Annotated in this window: 16 protein-coding genes and 1 riboswitch; of the genes, 9 read left to right on the top strand and 7 right to left on the bottom strand. The window is 67.3% G+C overall.

Annotated features, from left to right (window positions below):
• Positions 1-53: 53 nt before the first annotated feature.
• On the bottom strand, positions 54-950 hold the full coding sequence (locus H3O04_RS12205; protein ID WP_202587776.1) for a LysR family transcriptional regulator: 897 nt from the start codon (positions 948-950) through the stop codon (positions 54-56).
• 138 nt (positions 951-1,088) lie between these two features.
• Between H3O04_RS12205 and tam the strand changes: the two genes are divergently transcribed.
• On the top strand, positions 1,089-1,874 hold the full coding sequence (gene tam, locus H3O04_RS12210; protein ID WP_202587777.1) for a trans-aconitate 2-methyltransferase: 786 nt from the start codon (positions 1,089-1,091) through the stop codon (positions 1,872-1,874).
• A gap of 41 nt (positions 1,875-1,915) precedes the next feature.
• Here tam and H3O04_RS12215 read toward each other — a convergent pair whose 3' ends face one another.
• From H3O04_RS12215 to H3O04_RS12235, 5 genes are all read right to left on the bottom strand, one after another.
• Positions 1,916-2,506: a GNAT family N-acetyltransferase gene (locus tag H3O04_RS12215; RefSeq protein ID WP_202587778.1), complete on the bottom strand. Its 591-nt coding sequence runs from the start codon at positions 2,504-2,506 to the stop codon at positions 1,916-1,918.
• Between the two features lie 143 nt (positions 2,507-2,649).
• Positions 2,650-3,537 (bottom strand): helix-turn-helix transcriptional regulator, encoded by an 888-nt coding sequence (locus tag H3O04_RS12220; protein WP_053526097.1) that lies wholly within the window; start codon positions 3,535-3,537, stop codon positions 2,650-2,652.
• A 462-nt stretch (positions 3,538-3,999) separates the two neighbouring features.
• Positions 4,000-5,394, bottom strand: coding sequence for a D-galactonate transporter (locus H3O04_RS12225; RefSeq protein WP_202587779.1), 1,395 nt, complete (start codon positions 5,392-5,394; stop codon positions 4,000-4,002).
• Between the two features lie 213 nt (positions 5,395-5,607).
• Positions 5,608-5,982, bottom strand: a complete 375-nt coding sequence (locus tag H3O04_RS12230) for a hypothetical protein (RefSeq protein ID WP_202587780.1) — start codon at positions 5,980-5,982, stop codon at positions 5,608-5,610.
• A gap of 17 nt (positions 5,983-5,999) precedes the next feature.
• Positions 6,000-6,380: a winged helix-turn-helix transcriptional regulator gene (locus H3O04_RS12235; protein WP_200161646.1), complete on the bottom strand. Its 381-nt coding sequence runs from the start codon at positions 6,378-6,380 to the stop codon at positions 6,000-6,002.
• 136 nt (positions 6,381-6,516) lie between these two features.
• Here H3O04_RS12235 and gstA point away from each other — a divergent pair, with 136 nt between their 5' ends.
• The 6 genes from gstA (at position 6,517) to H3O04_RS12265 (ending at position 14,110) form a co-directional block, all read left to right on the top strand.
• Entirely contained in the window at positions 6,517-7,149 is a 633-nt protein-coding gene (gstA, locus tag H3O04_RS12240; RefSeq protein ID WP_202587781.1) for a glutathione transferase GstA, read from the top strand.
• Positions 7,150-7,236: 87 nt separating this feature from the next.
• Entirely contained in the window at positions 7,237-7,623 is a 387-nt protein-coding gene (locus H3O04_RS12245; protein ID WP_077179170.1) for a hypothetical protein, read from the top strand.
• A gap of 91 nt (positions 7,624-7,714) precedes the next feature.
• Positions 7,715-9,007, top strand: a complete 1,293-nt coding sequence (locus H3O04_RS12250) for a TolC family protein (RefSeq protein ID WP_202587782.1) — start codon at positions 7,715-7,717, stop codon at positions 9,005-9,007.
• An 11-nt stretch (positions 9,008-9,018) separates the two neighbouring features.
• Positions 9,019-10,542: an efflux RND transporter periplasmic adaptor subunit gene (locus H3O04_RS12255; RefSeq protein WP_202587783.1), complete on the top strand. Its 1,524-nt coding sequence runs from the start codon at positions 9,019-9,021 to the stop codon at positions 10,540-10,542.
• Complete coding sequence (locus tag H3O04_RS12260) at positions 10,539-13,745, top strand: efflux RND transporter permease subunit (RefSeq protein ID WP_202587784.1); 3,207 nt, start codon at positions 10,539-10,541, stop codon at positions 13,743-13,745. Before H3O04_RS12255 ends, H3O04_RS12260 begins: the two co-directional genes overlap by 4 nt.
• A complete protein-coding gene (locus H3O04_RS12265; protein WP_027808254.1) occupies positions 13,742-14,110 on the top strand; it encodes a copper-binding protein in 369 nt (122 codons plus the stop codon). The genes H3O04_RS12260 and H3O04_RS12265 overlap by 4 nt, the downstream gene beginning before the upstream one ends.
• Positions 14,111-14,205: 95 nt before the next feature.
• Here the strand turns inward: H3O04_RS12265 and H3O04_RS12270 are convergent, their stop codons facing one another.
• Positions 14,206-15,216 (bottom strand): sodium:calcium antiporter, encoded by a 1,011-nt coding sequence (locus tag H3O04_RS12270; protein ID WP_175786881.1) that lies wholly within the window; start codon positions 15,214-15,216, stop codon positions 14,206-14,208.
• 68 nt (positions 15,217-15,284) lie between these two features.
• Positions 15,285-15,454, bottom strand: a riboswitch (yybP-ykoY riboswitch).
• 116 nt (positions 15,455-15,570) lie between these two features.
• Here H3O04_RS12270 and H3O04_RS12275 point away from each other — a divergent pair.
• Positions 15,571-15,846, top strand: a complete 276-nt coding sequence (locus tag H3O04_RS12275; RefSeq protein WP_006479857.1) for a metal/formaldehyde-sensitive transcriptional repressor — start codon at positions 15,571-15,573, stop codon at positions 15,844-15,846.
• Between the two features lie 12 nt (positions 15,847-15,858).
• Positions 15,859-16,872: a CDF family Co(II)/Ni(II) efflux transporter DmeF gene (gene dmeF, locus H3O04_RS12280; RefSeq protein ID WP_202587785.1), complete on the top strand. Its 1,014-nt coding sequence runs from the start codon at positions 15,859-15,861 to the stop codon at positions 16,870-16,872.
• Position 16,873: the final 1 nt, after the last annotated feature.

Consider the following 16,873-nt stretch of genomic DNA (forward strand, 5'->3'; position numbering starts at 1 on the left):
GGGCGGTTTCCTGACATCTCATGACAAGCTGGTAGCGCCGGAAGGCTCATGGATCACCGCCCGGGCGTCGCCCGCTCGACGATCATGTCGCACAGCGCCCGCGCGGCGGGCGACAGTTGCGCGTTCCTCCGCATGACGAGCACGAGCGTGCGCGACACCGAGGGCTCGACGAGCTCGATCGTGCGGATCATCGGATACGCATTCTTCTGGATCGCGAGCTTCGGCACGACGGCCGCGCCGAGCCCTTCCGCGACGAGCCCGAGCGCGGTCGAGCTGCGCTGCACCTCGTAGAACGAATGCAGCGATACGCCGCTCGTCTTCAACGCGCCATCGAGCAGCCCGCGATTGCCGCTCACTTCGCCGGCGAAGATCAGCGGATGCGGCTGCAGCGCCGCCCAGCGGATGCGCCGCCGCTTCGCGAGCAGGTGATCGTCGCGGCACACGAGTACGTAAGGGTCGTGCGTGAGCGGCACGCTGACGAGTTCCGGGTGCTGGTCGCCGGCGATGCTGATGCCGAATTCCGCTTCGCGGCGCAGCACGGCCTGCAACACCGACGCCGACGCGTGATCGAGAATCTTCACGCGATCGTGCGGCCGGTGCGTGGAGAAAGCGCGCAGGATGCGCGGCAGGTACTGCACGCCGACCGTCGGCACGCACGCGATCGTGACGTCGCCGCGCTGGCTCAGGCCCGTCTCGCGGATTTCGGTCAGCGCATCGGACAGTTCGTTCAGCAGCCGGCGCGCCTGCGGCAGGAAACGCCGGCCGATCTCGGTCAGCGTGGTACGGCGCGTCGTGCGCTCGACCAGCGCGACGCCGAGATACGCTTCGAGCTTGCGCAGCCGCTGCGTGATCGCCGTCTGCGTGACGTGCAGCGTATCGGCTGCCTGCCTGAAGCTGCCGCCGTCGGCGATCGCGACGAAAGCCTGCACTCCGAGCGTATCGATCTTCATCAGAATTTTGAATCAATCACGATATTAAATTCATTTTACTGAAGGTCGGCGGCAGTCGCAGAATGCGCTGAATCGACGGCCCGTTGCATCCGGTGCCCGGATGCGCGGCGGCTGCTCATGCCGACCAGGAGAACTATCGTGACGACCCCGCTCGATCAATACGCGACCCAGTACGTGCAGTTCGAGGACGAGCGCACGCGGCCGGTGCGCGATCTGCTGGCCGCCGTGCCGAACACGCCGATCCATACCGCGATCGATATCGGCTGCGGGCCGGGCAATTCGACGGAAGCGCTGATCGCCCGCGCACCGGACGCGACGATCCACGGGATCGATGCGTCGGCGGACATGATCGAGGCCGCGCGCAAGCGCCTGCCGGCGCTGCGTTTCGACCTTGCCGATGTCACCACCTGGGACGATCCGGGCGGCTATGACCTGATTCTGTCGAATGCGGTGCTGCAGTGGGTGCCTGCGCACGACACGCTGTTCCCGAGGCTCGTCGGCCGGCTCGCGTCAGGCGGCCATCTCGCGGTGCAGATGCCCGACAATCTCGACGAACCCGCCCATCGGCTGATGCGCGAAGTCGCCGCAGGCGGGCCGTGGGCCGACAAGCTGAAAGGCGCGGCGCGCACCGAGCGATTCGATGCGCGCTATTACCATGCGCTGCTGGCGCCGCTGTGTTCGCGTGTGGACGTGTGGCGCACGACCTATTACCACCCGCTGCGCGGCGGTGCGGACGCGGTCGTCGAATGGTTCAAGGGCAGCGCGCTGCGGCCGTTCCTCGCGGCGCTCGACGCGTCCGAACAGCGCACATACCTCGAGCGCTATCGCGACGCGCTGGCCGGCCCGAACGGTTATCCGGTGCAGGACGACGGTACGGTGCTGTTGCCGTTTCCGCGCCTGTTCATCGTGGCGACGCGCAAGTAACGCGGCAATCACACTGCATTGACGTGACGATCAACCGTGCATCAGCGCACCGGCTGCACCGATGCCGGATCGACCGTGCGGCTTCGCGCGGTCTGCCCGTCGCGCAGGTCCTTGTACCAGAACAGCGCGACTTCTCCCGCGTTCTCGCCATCGGCGTAGAGAAAGCGGTCGTGGCCGCCGAGCACGAAGCCCGCACGCGCATACGTCGAGCAGGCCGCGACGTTGTTCGCCTGCGTTTCGAGCCGCATGAAGCCGAACCCGTGGCTGCGCGCCCACGCTTCCGCGGCTGCCAGCAGGAATTTCCCGATACCCTGGCGCCGGCAGTGGCGGTCGACGGCCAGTTCCGCGATCTCGGCCATGCCGTTCCAGCTTTCCTCGATCGCGACGAATCCCGCGAGCCGTTCGCCGGCCGTCGCGCGAAACAGCGCCGTGCGGCCCGACGCATCGCGCGCCCAGCCGGCAGGATCGAAACCGTAGTCCTTGCGCCGCGCCGGCAGCGCGCGAAGATCGAGCAAGTCTTGATACGGCGCATTCAATTCCCACGCGATGTCGAACGAGAAATCGCATCCGTCCAGTTCGTCGGCGGCAAGCGCGAGCGCCGGTTCGATGCTGATGTGTTCGGCTCGGTCCATAGGTCGGTGTCCTGTCTTCGGCGCGATGGCGCGATGACGTGATGGTATCCGTGATGCGATCGTTGGTGCGATGAATGCGCGCCGCAGCGCGTCCTCGTCGTTGCTTCGTTCGCTGCGCCGGGACGCAGACGCAGCGGCTCAGGTCAGCGCGGGATGGCCGGCGGTGCGTCGCCGTCGTCATACGATCCGGCGGCGGGGAGCACGGCGGCGGCCGAACCCCATGCGGCGAGTTCGCGCTTCGTGCGCACGCCGAGCTTCGCGAATGCACGCTTCACGTACGACTCCGCCGACGCGACGCGTACGCCGAGTATCCCGGCGGTTTCCGGCACGGTCTTGCCGGAGAGCAGGTGCTTGCAGGTTTCGTATTCGCGCTTCGACAGCTTCACGCCGTCGGCCGCGAGCCGCGCATCGAACTGCGCGAGCGGATGGACGTCGGGCGTCGCGTGCGCGATGCGCCGCGCGGCGGTGGTCGACGCATGCAGTTCGAGCAGCGGAAACAGCATGTCGCTGATGCTGCGGAAGCGGTTCATCTCGGCGAGCGTGAAGGGCGGCCGGTCACGGCCGCGCTCCAGCGCGATCGAATGCTGCGAATAGCGCGTGCCGCGTGCGAGCACGCATTCGTGGCCGATATGCACGTCGTCGAACAGCCGCTGGCGGAATTCGCCGGGCGGGATCGCCGCGATGTCGCGCACGACGAGCATCGTGCCGGTCTTGCCGCGCAGCCCCGCGAACAGCGGGTCGCTGTCGAGAAAGCGCTCGTAGTAGAGCGTCATCACGTCGGAGATGTCGGTGGACGCGGTGCCGATGCCGCTGCTGCCGATCCATTCGCAACGGTAGCCGGTGGGCATCGTCGCGTCGACGCGCGAGCGTTCGACGTGCGCGACGTCGAGCGGCACGACCTCGTTCAGCAGTTGCGTGAGGCGCGGCACGAAGTGCGGCGTGCCGACCGTCTCGATCAGCTCGCCCAATGCCTTGAACGACACGTTGAAGCGATCGTTGTCGCGGTGGATGGCGTTCACGTTGAGCAGCATGCGATTCCCAAGGCCTGTTCCGCCCATGACACGCGTTCCGTTGATACGAAAAAAGGGCATCTGTTCGGCTCGCGATCGGGAGGGAATACAGGCAGGCGACCTGCCGGTCCGTTCGCCTCGTAAAACGTCGCGTGTCATCCCGAAGAGGGCATACCGGGGCAGTGTAAACGAGTCACTGCATCCCCGTCTTTTTCAATCGAGCGACAAGCGATTTTGACGACCAACCTGATCAGGCGCATCGTGCCGCAGGGCACGCGCTTGGGCGAATCGAAGAGGCTCGACTTCGGGGGGACCAAAGCGATCGGCGCGCGGCCGAAGGCAGGCGCGGCAACTGAATCGACGGCTGTCGGGAAGGCAAGGGTGGGTCAGGCGCGTTTCCGGAGTCCGCCGCATCGGCGGTGTGGCGCGCCAGCCGGGACAGCGGTCAAGCAGGGCGACGCAGGTGCGCCGCCCTTGCAGCGCTTACGCGTCGATGCGCTCGACCTTGCCGACGAGCAGCCCATACGACAGGCTGCCCGCGAGCGCCATGGCGGCGATGTAGGTGATCGCGCGCGAGAAGTCCGCGCCATCGACCAGCAGCCCGATCACGATCGGCGTCGCGATCGCGGACAGGTTGCCGACCAGGTTGAACACGCCGCCCGTGAGGCCGAGCAGTCGCGCGGGTGCGAGCCCCGACACGAGCGACCACGTGATCGATGCGAAGCCGTTGCCGAAGAACGCGATCGTCATGAACGCGATCACCCAGCCGGTGGAGCTCACGTAGTTCGCGCCGATGATGCAGGTCGAGATCAGCAGCCCCGAGATGATCGGCAGCTTGCGCGCGAAGCCCTGCGATGCGCCGCGCCGCATCAGCCAGTCCGACAGCACACCCGAGCACAGCACGCCGACGAACGCGGCGAGGAACGGCAGCGACGCGAGGAAGCCCGACTTGATGAAGTCCATCCCGCGATACTTGACGAGGTAGGTCGGGAACCACGTGAGGAAGAACCACAGCGTCGAGTTCAGCGCGAACTGGCCGAGGTAGATGCCCCACAGCTTGCGCCGGCCGAGCACGACGCCGAGGTCGCGCCACGTTGACGGTGCGCGGTCGCTGCGCGCCGCGATGCGATCCTCGAGATCGACGAGCCCGCCGCCGTCGCGGATCAGCGCGATTTCGGCCGCATTGACGCCGCGCAACGCGCGCGGCTCGCGATACACCGCATACCAGATCGCGGCCCATGCGATGCCGGCGAGGCCGGTCGCGACGAACACCATGTGCCAGCCGAGATGCACCTGCAGCCACGCGAGCACCGGCGTGAGGAATGCAAGGCCGACGAACTGCCCCGACGTGTAGCCGCCGATCGCGCTCGCCCGCTCGCGGGTCGGGAACCAGGTCGTCACCACGCGGTTGTTGATCGGATAGGCCGGCGCTTCGAGCGCGCCGACCGCGAGACGCAGCGCGATCAGTCCGACGAACGAACCGGCGAAGCCGAGCAGCAGCGTCGCGGCCGACCACAGTGCGAGCGCACCCGCATACAGCACGCGCGGCGACACCTTGTCGACGAGCCAGCCGCCGGGAATCTGCATCAGCGCATAGGTCCAGCCGAACGCGGAGAACACGAGGCCCGCGCGAACCGGATCGATGTTCAGTTCCTTGAACAGTTCGGGCGCCGCGATCGACAGGTTGCTGCGGTCGAGATAGTTGATCACGACCGTGACGAACAGCAGCGCGAGGATCAGCAGCCGCTTGCGGCTCGGCGGCGTGGCCGGGGGTGCGGTGGTGGCGGCCGAGTGGGTAGCTGATTCGGATGAGGTGGCGGTGTGCGCGGATGGCCGCTGCGGCGGGTTGGCATGGGTGCGTGACGCGGATGGGCCCACGGTTGTCTCCTGTGTTCTATGCCCCGGCCGGCGCTCGCGAACGAGGCGGCCGAATCGAATGGCGTTGGGGCGAACGTTAGAGCCGTGGCGCGGCGTGCGTCAACATTTGGGCAGGCATCCCCATTAATGGGACGTGTGCCGTTCAATATGTGGGAACGGGCGCCGAGACGCGCGGGTCGGTGTCGTCACGAAGAAGCGCAAGCAGGCGAGCGCTTAGCCGCCCGTGCTGTCGTCGCTATAGCCGCTCTTGCCGACGAAGATTTCCTTCAACGCGGCGCGCAGCGTGCCCGGATCGTACTGACCGGGCGCGAGATGGATCACGTAACGCGTCTGGCCGTCGAGCCGCGCGGCGACGCCCGGTTCGATCTCGACGTCGATCGTATCGTCGGTCAGCTGCACCGACAGATCCTTGACGCGCACGTTGAGCTGGTCGCGCACCATCACTTCGATCAGCGCATCGTCCGGAAAGCGCGACAGCGCGAAGCAATAGTCCTGCTCCGCATCGTGACAGTAGATATTGGCGAAGCTTTCGTCGTCGTCGAGGTCGGACGTGGCCGCGCCGACGGTAGCGTGCAGTTCCATGAGCATCGATTCCTGCTGAAGGGTTATTTATGAGCGTGCATCGTCTTTTCGATTGCAGCCGCGGTGTCGGGCATTGCGTCGGCGTGCGCGTCGCGTGCCTTCAGCCACAGCCCGAAATCGCGCATCACGTCGACCACCGGCCGCAGCCGCTCGCCGTCCGCGGTGAGATCGTACTCGACGCGCACCGGCACTTCGGGATAGACGGTGCGCCGCACGAGCCCCGCGTCTTCCAGCGCGCGCAGGTCGAGCGTCAGCATGCGCTGCGAGATGCCCGGCATGTCGCGCCGCAGGTCGCTGAAGCGGCGCGGCCCGTCGAGCAGATACGACACCAGCAGCAGCCGCCAGCGGCCGCCGAGCAGGCGCATCGCTTCTTCAACGGAACATCCTGTCGCACTCGTTTTCATCGCGCTGAATCCTGGTCGGTAAATTTTTTGTGACTACGGCACAAACGACTGCCGTCTTCTCAGCCGTGTGCCGATGCGAGATATTAGCGCCCGCGTCGCGGCGAATCGATACATGGACAACCCACGAAGGAACCATATGAAGCTCTACCACGCTCCCGGCAGCTGTTCGCAGGCGATCTGCATCGTGCTGCGCGAAGGCGATATCGACGCCGAGATCGTCAAGGTCGACGCGCGCAAGCATGTCGTCGACGGCGGCCGCGATTACTACGACGTGAACGAACTCGGCTACGTGCCGCTGCTCGAACTCGACGACGGCACGATACTGCGCGAAGGGCCGGTGATCGCGCAGTATCTCGCGGACCAGCGCCCGGAAGCCGCGCTCGCGCCCGCTTACGGCACGCTCGCGCGCTACCGGCTGATGGAATGGCTGAACTTTCTCGGCACCGAGATCCACAAGGGCTTCATCCCGCTGCTGTATGCGGTGCAGGCGGGGAAGTACGTCGACCCCGTGCGCCAGAAGCTCGACAGCCGCTTCGCATGGATCGACCGCCAGCTCGACGGCAGGACGTTCCTGACCGGCGACACGTTCACCATCGCCGATGCGTACCTGTTCGCGCTGACCGGCTGGGGCAAGGCCGACTGGATGCGCTCGGTATACAACGCGGATATCGACCTGAGCCGGCATGCGCATCTGCGTGCGTGGTACGAGCGGGTACGGGAGCGGCCGGCCGTGCAGGCGGCGCTGGCGGCGGACAACCTGTTGCGATGACGCGCGGCCGCCGCAGCGGGGAGGGCGCATCATTTCGTCGTAGCGGCGCCGCGCCATGCCGCAACAGTGCGCGCTATAATCGCCGCCATGAAACTGCTTCGGACCTTCATCCTGCTGCTGCTATGCGCGGTGCTGCCCATCACGGGGCTGGCAGCCAGCGGCCTGACCGGTGAATGTCCGATGCAGCACACGATGTCGATGGACGCGGACACGGGCATGAACATGGCCATGTCCGCCGAGATGAGCGATTGCGATTCGATGCAGCCGCCATCCGCCGATCACGCGAAGGCCAAAGCCAAGGGCATGGCCTGCAAGGTGACGGCCCAATGCCAGTTCGGCAGTCTCTACCACCCGGCCGTCCGCGCCGACGTCAACCGTCCCGCTGCATTCGCCAGCACGATCGTCTTCCACTACACGCAGTCCGTCCCGGCTCGCGACCCGAACGGGTTGTGGCGCCCGCCACGCATCAGCTGATCCCGATTTGACCGGTTCGCCGCGCACGCGGTGAGGTTCGTCCTGCGCGCAGGACGTGGAATCCCTTTGGATTCCGATTTGGGGTTACACCATGTCATTTGTTTTCCGCACGCTGCGCATGCCGCGTGCAGGTCGGCGCGCGCCCGTACCGTGGGCCGCGCTGCTGGTGGCGGGCGCCGTTCACGCGCAGCCGTCGCCGCTGACGCTGGACGCCGCGCTGCAGTCCGCCACCGATCGTTCCGCGTCGATGCAGGCCGCGCAGGCGTCCGTGCTCGCGCGTTCCGAAGCGGCCGTCAAGGCCGGCCAGTTGCCGGACCCGATGCTCAAGGCCGGCATCGACAACCTGCCGGTCAACGGCGGGCAGCGCTTCACCGTCGGCCAGGACTTCATGACGATGCGCCGCATCGGCATCGAGCAGGAATGGGTGTCCGGCGACAAGCGGCGGCTGCGTACCGCGCTGGCCGACGAGCAGGTCGGCCGCGAGCGCGCCGGCTATCTCGTGCAGCTCGCGGCCGTGCGCCGGCAGACCGCGACGGCGTGGCTCGATGCCGTCTATGCGAAGCAGGCGCTCGCGCTTCAGCAGGCGCTGCTCGGTCACATGAACCATGAACTCGACGCGACGCAGGCGTCGTATCGCGGCGCGAAGGCGAGCGCGGGCGACGTCGTGCAGGCCCGCGCGATGCTCGCGCAGACGCAGGACCAGGTGCTCAAGGCACAGCAGGCGTATCGCACCGCGCTCATCGCGCTGGCCCGCTGGACGGCGGTGCCCGTGACGGACGTGGCCGGTACGCCGCCCGCGCCCGAATCCTTCGTATCGTCGTTGCCGCCGGACGAACTGCGCCTGTCGCAGCCGGCGCTCGTCGCCGCCGCGGACGATATCGCAGTGGCCGAAGCCGACGCCGCGGTCGCGAACAGCGAGCGCAGCCCCAACTGGACGTGGGAAATCGCGTACCAGCAGCGCGGCGGCGCGTATTCGAACATGGTGTCGGTCGGCGTCTCGATCCCGCTGCCGCTCAATCGCAAGAATCGCCAGAACCGCGACGTCGCCGAAAAGGCGGCGCTCGCGACGAAGGCGCGCCTGATGTACGAGGACACGCTGCGCCAGGTACAGGCCGACATCCGCACGCAATCGGACACGCTGGCGAGCGGCCGCGAACGCATCGCGAATCTCGGCGCCGCGCTATTGCCGGCCGCCGACCAGCGCGTGCAACTCGCGACGGCGGCGTACCGGGCCGGCACGGGGTCGCTTGCCGACACGTTCGCCGCGCGGCGTGCGCAACTCGAAGCGCAATTACAGGTGCTCGACCTCAGGCGCGACGTGTCGCAGACCTGGGCACAGCTCGAATATCAGGTCGTGCCGTCGGCGATGGCCGCCGCGCAGTGAAGGAGACGTTCATGACAAGGCAATCACTGATGCGAGCGGTGCTGATCGCATCCGCCGGCGCGGTGCTCGTCGGCGCAGGCTATTTCGCGGGCGTTCGCCATGCGACGAACGGCGCGGCGACGGCCTCAGTGCCCGCCGCTGCGCCGTCGGGTATGCCGGCTCAGCAGGCCGCACGCAAGGTGCTGTACTGGCACGACCCGATGGTGCCGAACCAGCACTTCGACAAACCGGGCAAATCGCCGTTCATGGACATGCAGTTGCAGCCGGTCTATGCGGACGAAGGCGGTGCCGCGGCAGGCATCCGGATCGATCCGGGCCTGCAGCAGAACCTCGGCATCCGCTATGCGACCGTGCGTCGGCAGCAGACGGCGGCCGGCTTCGACGCGGTGGGCACCACGCAGTTCGACGAAGCGCGCGTGGAGGTCGTGCAGTCGCGCGTCACGGGCTACATCGACCATCTGTATGCACGCGCGCCGATGCAGCGCATCGCGAAGGGCGCGCCGGTCGCATCGCTGTTCGTGCCCGACTGGCTCGCGCCGCAGGAGGAATATCTCGCGCTGAAGCGCGGCGGCATGGACGGCAACCTGCTCGATGCGGCGCGCGCACGAATGCGCGCGCTGTCGATTCCGGACGGGATGATCGCGACCCTCGATCGCACCGGCCGCGCGCAGACGCACGTCGAGCTGAGCGCGCCGGAGACGGGCGTCGTCAGCGAGTTGAACGTGCGCGACGGCGCGATGGTCGCGCCCGGCCAGACGCTCGCGAAGATCGCCGGGCTGTCGACGCTGTGGCTGATCGTCGAGGTGCCGGAAGCGCTCGCTTTGAACGTGCAGCCGGGAATGTCGGTCGACGTGACGTTCGCGGGCGATCCGGCCCGGCATTTCAGCGGACGCATCCGCGAAGTGCTGCCCGGCATCAGCACGGGCAGCCGCACGCTGCAGGCGCGCGTGGAGATCGACAACGCATCGCTGAAACTCACGCCCGGCATGCTGATGCGCGTGCGGGTCGCCGCGAAGGAGACGGTGTCGCGCCTGCTCGTGCCGTCCGAGGCCGTGATCGCGACCGGCCGGCGCATGATCGTCATCGCGAAGCTCGGCGACGGTCGGCTCCAGCCGGTGTCGGTGACGGTCGGCAACGACGTCGGCGGCGACACGGAAGTGCTCGGCGGGCTGAACGAAGGCGACACGGTTGTCGCATCGGGGCAGTTCCTGATCGATTCGGAAGCCAGCCTGAAAAGCGTGCTGCCGCGGCTGGAGCGGGCGGCAGGCGCAAGCTCGGCCGCATCGTCCGCGACGGCAAGCGCGCCGGTCTACGAAACCACCGGCAAGGTGGAGAAGGTCACGGCCGACGACATCACGTTCTCGCATCAGCCGGTGCCGGCGCTCGGCTGGGGCGCGATGACGATGGCGTTCGGCAAGCCGTCGGCGCACGCGTTTCCGGACGTGAAGCCGGGCCAGACGGTACGTTTCGCGTTCACGCAGGCCGACGACGGCTACCGGCTGACGAAGGTCGAACCGCAGGGAGGTGAGCGATGATCGCGCGCCTCATTCACTGGTCCGTCCATCATCGGTTTCTGGTGCTGCTGGCCACCGTGCTGATCGCGGCATGGGGCGTGCATTCGCTGCGGCAGACACCGCTCGACGCATTGCCCGACCTGTCGGACACGCAGGTGATCGTGAAGGCGTCGTATCCGGGCAAGGCGCCGCAGGTCGTCGAGGATCAGGTGACCTATCCGCTGACGACGACGCTGCTCGGCGTGCCCGGCGCGAAGACCGTGCGTGCGTACTCGTCGTTCGGCGACGCGTTCGTCTACGTGCTGTTCGACGACCGCACCGATCCGTACTGGGCGCGCTCGCGCGTGCTCGAATACCTGAGCCAGGTGCAGAGCCGCCTGCCGGCGGGCGCGACCGTGTCGCTTGGGCCCGATGCGACCGGCGTCGGCTGGGTATACGAGTACGCGCTCGTCGATCGCACCGGCCGTCACGATCTCGGCCAGTTGCGCGCGCTCAACGACTGGTTCCTGAAGTTCGAACTGAAGGCCGTGCCGGACGTCTCCGAAGTCGCGAGCATCGGTGGCATGGTGCGCCAGTACCAGGTCGTGCTGGACCCGGACAAGCTGCGCGCATACGGCATCACGCAGGCGGCGGTCGCGGAGGCGCTCGGCAAGGCCAACCAGGCATCCGGCGGCTCGGTCGTCGAGCTGGCCGAGTCGGAGTACATGGTGCGGTCGTCCGGCTACCTGCGCACGCTCGACGATTTCCGTCACGTCGTGCTGCGCACCGACGACACCGGCACGCCGGTCCTGCTCGGCGACGTCGCACGCATCCAGGTCGGCCCGGCGATGCGGCGCGGTATCGCGGAACTGAACGGGCAGGGCGAAGTGACGGGCGGTGTCGTCGTGATGCGCTCGGGCAAGAACGCGCTGACGACGATCGACGCGGTGAAGGCGAAGCTCGCCGACCTCAAGCGTTCGCTGCCTGCCGGCGTCGAGATCGTCACGACCTACGACCGATCGCAACTGATCGCGCGCGCGGTCGACAACCTGACGGACAAGCTGATCGAGGAATTCGTCATCGTCGGTGTCGTCTGCGCGGTGTTCCTGTTCCATCTGCGCAGCGCGCTGGTCGCGATCCTGTCGCTGCCGCTCGGCGTATTGGCCGCGTTCATCGTGATGCGCTACCAGGGCGTGAATGCCAACCTGATGTCGCTCGGGGGGATCGCGATCGCGATCGGCGCGATGATCGACGCGGCGATCGTGATGATCGAGAACGCGCACAAGCATCTGGAAGCGTACGACCACGCGCATCCGGGCGAGCCGCTCACGGTCGCGCGTCGCTGGGAGCTCGTCGCGGCGTCGGCGGCGGAAGTCGGGCCCGCGCTGTTCTTCTCGCTGCTGATCATCACGCTGTCGTTCGTTCCGGTGTTTTCGCTGGAAGGGCAGGAGGGCAAGCTGTTCGCGCCGCTGGCGTTCACGAAGACCTATACGATCGCGGCGGCCGCCGGGTTATCGGTGACGCTGGTGCCGGTGCTGATGGGCTATCTGGTGCGCGGCCGCATTCCGCACGAGCACGCGAACCCGATCAATCGCGTGCTGATCCGCCTGTACCGGCCGTTGCTCGAAGCGACGCTGCGGCGCCCGTGGGCCGCGATCGGCGTGGCAGTCGTCGCGCTCGTGCTGACGGCCGTGCCGTTGTCGCGGCTCGGCGGCGAATTCATGCCGCCGCTCGACGAAGGCGATTTGCTGTACATGCCGACCGCGCTGCCGGGCATCTCGGCGGACAAGGCGAGCGAGCTGCTGCAGCAGACCGACCGGCTGATCAAGACCGTGCCCGAGGTCGACACGGTGTTCGGCAAGTCGGGCCGCGCCGATACCGCGACCGACCCCGCGCCGCTCGAGATGTTCGAGACGACGATCCGCTTCAAGCCGCGCAGCACATGGCGGCCGGGCATGACGCCGGAGAAGCTCGTCGACGAACTCGACCGGACGGTGAGGGTGCCGGGCCTGTCGAACGTATGGGTGCCGCCGATCCGCAACCGGCTCGACATGCTGTCCACCGGGATCAAGACGCCGGTCGGCGTGAAGATTTCCGGGCCGGACCTGACGGGAATCGACGCGATCGCGACGCAGGTCGAGGCCGCCGTGAAGCGCGTGTCGGGCGTGACGTCCGCGCTCGCGGAGCGGCTGAACGGCGGCCGCTACGTCGACGTCGACATCGATCGGCTCGCCGCCGCGCGTTACGGGCTGTCGGTGGCGGATATCCAGTCGGTCGTGTCGTCGGCGATCGGCGGCGAGGACATCGGCGAAGTGATCGCCGGGCGCGAGCGTTTCCCGATCAACATCCGCTATCCACGCGAGATCCGCGATTCGCTCGAGAACTTGCGGCAACTGCCGGTCGTCACCGCGCGCGGCGCGCAGATTCGCCTCGGCGACGTCGCGCGTGTCGCGATCGCCGACGGGCCGCCGATGATCCGCAGTGAGAACGCACGGCTGTCCGGCTACGTGTACGTCGATCTCCGCGGTGTCGACCTGAGCACGGCGGTTCGTGCGATGCAGCAGGCCGTCGCGCGGCAGGTCGCGTTGCCGCCCGGTTATTCGATCGCGTGGTCGGGACAGTTCGAGTATCTCGAACGCGCGGCGGCGACGCTGCGCACCGTCGTGCCCGTCACGCTCGTCGTGATCTTCGTGCTGCTGTTCGTCACGTTCGATTCGGCGGCCGACGCGTTGCTGCTGATGTCGACGGTGCCGTTCGCGCTGGTCGGCGGATTCTGGCTCGTATGGGCGCTCGGCCATGCGGTGTCCGTCGCGACGTCGGTCGGGTTCATCGCGCTGGCGGGCGTGGCGGCCGAATTCGGCGTGGTGATGCTGCTGTACCTGAAGGGCGCGCTGCAGCGCCGGCTCGATGCCGGCGAACCGCTGACCGATGCGTTGCTGCTCGACGCGATTCGCGAAGGCGCGGTGCTGCGCGTGCGGCCGAAGGCGATGACGGTTGCCGTCGTGCTTGCCGGCCTCGTGCCGATCATGATCGGCCACGGCGCCGGTTCCGAAGTCATGCAGCGCATCGCCGCGCCGATGGTCGGCGGCATGGTCACGGCGCCGCTGCTGTCGATGTTCGTCATTCCCGCCGCATGGCTTCTGCTGCAGCGCCGTCGTGCGCGAAGCGCGGGCGGAGCGCGGCATTCCGATGCAGTTCCTTCCGGCACGAACGTGCCATCTCTTCCGACCGGAGAATCACGATGAAGATGAATCAATTGATCGCTGCTGCAACCGCTGTCGTCGCGCTGAGTGCTTTCGCGGTACCGGCGCTTGCCGCCGGCGAGATGTCGAACATGGACATGTCCGGCATGAAGATGTCGTCGGACGGCGCGACGGAATCGAACGCCGCGCTGACCGACGCCGAAGTGAAGAAGGTCGATGCCGCGAGCGGCAAGATCACGTTGAAGCACGGCGCGCTGCAGAACGTCGGGATGCCGCCGATGACGATGGCGTTCAAGGCGAAGGATGCGGCGATGCTCGCGCAAGCGCATGCAGGCGACAAGGTCAAGGTGCGGATCGAGAAGGTCGACGGCACGTTGACGATCGTCAAACTCGTCAAGGGTTCCTGATCGGCGGGATGCGGGCGTCGCAGCCGCCGCCTGCATGCGGCGCCGTGAAGCGCGCCGTGCCGACGTGTTGGTCGGCCGGCGCGCCCGACCGGCGTTCAACGCGCCAGCGTCACCGCCAGATACCCCGCATACCCCGCGCCGTTCGCGAGCAACGCCCAGATCGCGAGCCCGCGCGTGCGTGCATTGACGCGCAGCCACGCCGCCGCCGCGAGCGTGATGATCACGCCGGTCAGCACTTCGGGGCGCGGCTCCCAAGGCGTCAGCATGATGCCGATCGCCGGCAGCAGCGTGCCCTGGAACACCATCGCGCCGGTGATGTTGCCGAACGCCAGCGTGTCTTTCCCGCGGCGAATCCACAGCACGCTGTTGACCTTCTCCGGCAGCTCCGTCGCGATCGGCACGATGATCAGCGACAGCAGCAGCGCCGACACGCCGAGCACGTGCGACACACCTTCCACGCCATGAATGAAGCCTTTCGCCCCGCCGACCAGCAGTGCGACGCCGATCAGCAGTTGCAGCACGATCGTCGCCAGGTTGGTCGGCAGGCCGATGCGGGAGAGCAACATCGCGTGCGGCGCCTCGGTGCCGTGCCCGGCATCGACGAGCCGGGTCGACGCGCGGAACGTCAGCACGACGTACATCACATAGAGGCCGACCAGCATCGCGGCGAGCAGCGCGCGCACGGCCCAGTTGTGATGCGGGACGAACATCGCGACGGTCGCCAGCGAGAATGCGGCGAGGAAGGTGTTCATGTCGCGCACGAAGCCCGTGCGTTCGGGCGCGATCGTGCCGCGCAGCCCGCGCGAGCGGATCACGGCGAGCGCCATCAGGAACGTGGTGAGCGTCGCGAGCATCAGCGGGGCGCCGAGAATCGCGCCGACGCCGATCTCCTCGTTCACGGCCTGGCTCGACGTGCCGCCGGCCAGCGCGAGCAGCGGCACCATCGTTTCGGGCAGCGCCGTGCCGACGGCCGCGAACAGCGAGCCGGTCACGCCTTCGGAAATCTTCAGGCGTTCGCCGAGATGTTCGAGCGCATTGGTGAAGACTTCGGCCGCGACGAGGATGACGATCAGCATGAACGCGAGTTCGACGAACATGAAGGTCATGTGGCACCTCCGCAGGCAGCGGGGGCGTGGGGCAGGTGAGCAGGGAGGAACATGGGGACTCCGTGGTCGGACGCTGACGAACCATGACACATCCGCCGACGTCCGACCAGGAACGACGCGATGTGCCGATGGTCTCGCCAAGCCGATCAGGCCGAACGCGCCACGGCCGCAGGCCGAGTGTGTTGACGCGTTCGCTTTCCGGGGGACGGAAAGCAGGCTACTCCCCAAAGACGGAAAGCAGTCTAGCCGAGCGGTTTTCTTTCGACAAGCCTTCGTCTCGAAAAAATATACCCCTCCGCCCTATAGGGGCAGCGCTTCGGAGATATACTCCCCTACCCTATACAGGAGCCATCGATGAGTCATACCGTTCGCGAAAAACAGAAGCTGCTGAACCGCGTACGCCGTATCAAGGGACAGGTCGAGGCGATCGAGCGGGCGCTGGAGGAAGAGCGCGGCTGCAACGACGTGCTGCAACTGATCACGAGTTGCCGCGGCGCGATGAACGGCCTGCTGGCCGTCGTGCTGGAAGACCACATCCGGTCGCATCTCGTCGATGCGGATACGCCCGACGCGCACGAAGGCAGCGCGACCGAGCAGCTGATCGAGGTCGTTCACAGCTATTTCAAGTAAGCGGATCGGAACATGAACGAATTCAAGGGCACGGCGGCCGGCGGCGCGCACAGTCACGCGTTTCTGGGCGCCGCCCATGCGCGCAACGAGCGGAAGACGTGGATGGTCATCGGCCTGTGCACGGCGATGATGATCGCCGAGATCGTCGGCGGCACGCTGTTCGGGTCGCTCGCGCTGGTCGCGGACGGGCTGCACATGTCGACGCATGCGGGCGCGATGCTGATCGCGGCGCTGGCCTATACCTATGCGCGCCGGCACGCCGACGATCCGCGCTTCGTGTTCGGCACCGGCAAGCTCGGCGACCTGGCCGGCTTCACGAGCGCGATCGTGCTGGCGATGATCGCGTTGCTGATCGGCTATGAGGCGATCGCGCGCCTGCTGGCGCCGGTGCCGATTCACTTCGACGAAGCGATTCCGATCGCCGTGCTAGGGCTGGCCGTAAACCTCGCCAGCGTGTGGCTGCTGAGCGGCGATCACCATCACGGGCATGGTCACGGCCATCATCATGCGCATGGACACGACGATCACCATGACCATGACCACGACGACGCACACCACGCGCATCATGCTCACGGGTCGCACTCGGCCGCGCATCGCGATCACAACATCCGGTCGGCCTACGTTCACGTGATCGCCGACGCGGCCGTGTCGGTGCTGGCGATCGTCGGCCTGCTGCTCGCGCGTGCGTTCGGCTGGGTCTGGATGGACCCGCTCGCGGGCATCGTCGGCGCGCTGGTGATCGCCAACTGGGCGTACGGGCTGATGCGCGATACGGGCGGAATCCTGCTCGACGTCAACGTCGATCGCAAGCTGACCGACAACGTGCGCCGCGCGATCGAGGCGCTCGGCGACAAGGTCAACGATCTCCATGTGTGGCGCGTGGGCCCCGGGCACATGAGCGCGATCGTGTCGGTCGAATCGGGCGACGCCGCGCGCGACGCGCGCTTTTATCATGCGCTGGTCGCGGGTTTCGACGGCGTGTCGCACGTGACCGTCGAAGTGCTGACGCCCGCGAAGGCCGCCTGAT

Source organism: Burkholderia sp. KCJ3K979, assembly GCF_016759955.1.
In the GTDB taxonomy this organism is placed as follows: domain Bacteria; phylum Pseudomonadota; class Gammaproteobacteria; order Burkholderiales; family Burkholderiaceae; genus Burkholderia; species Burkholderia orbicola.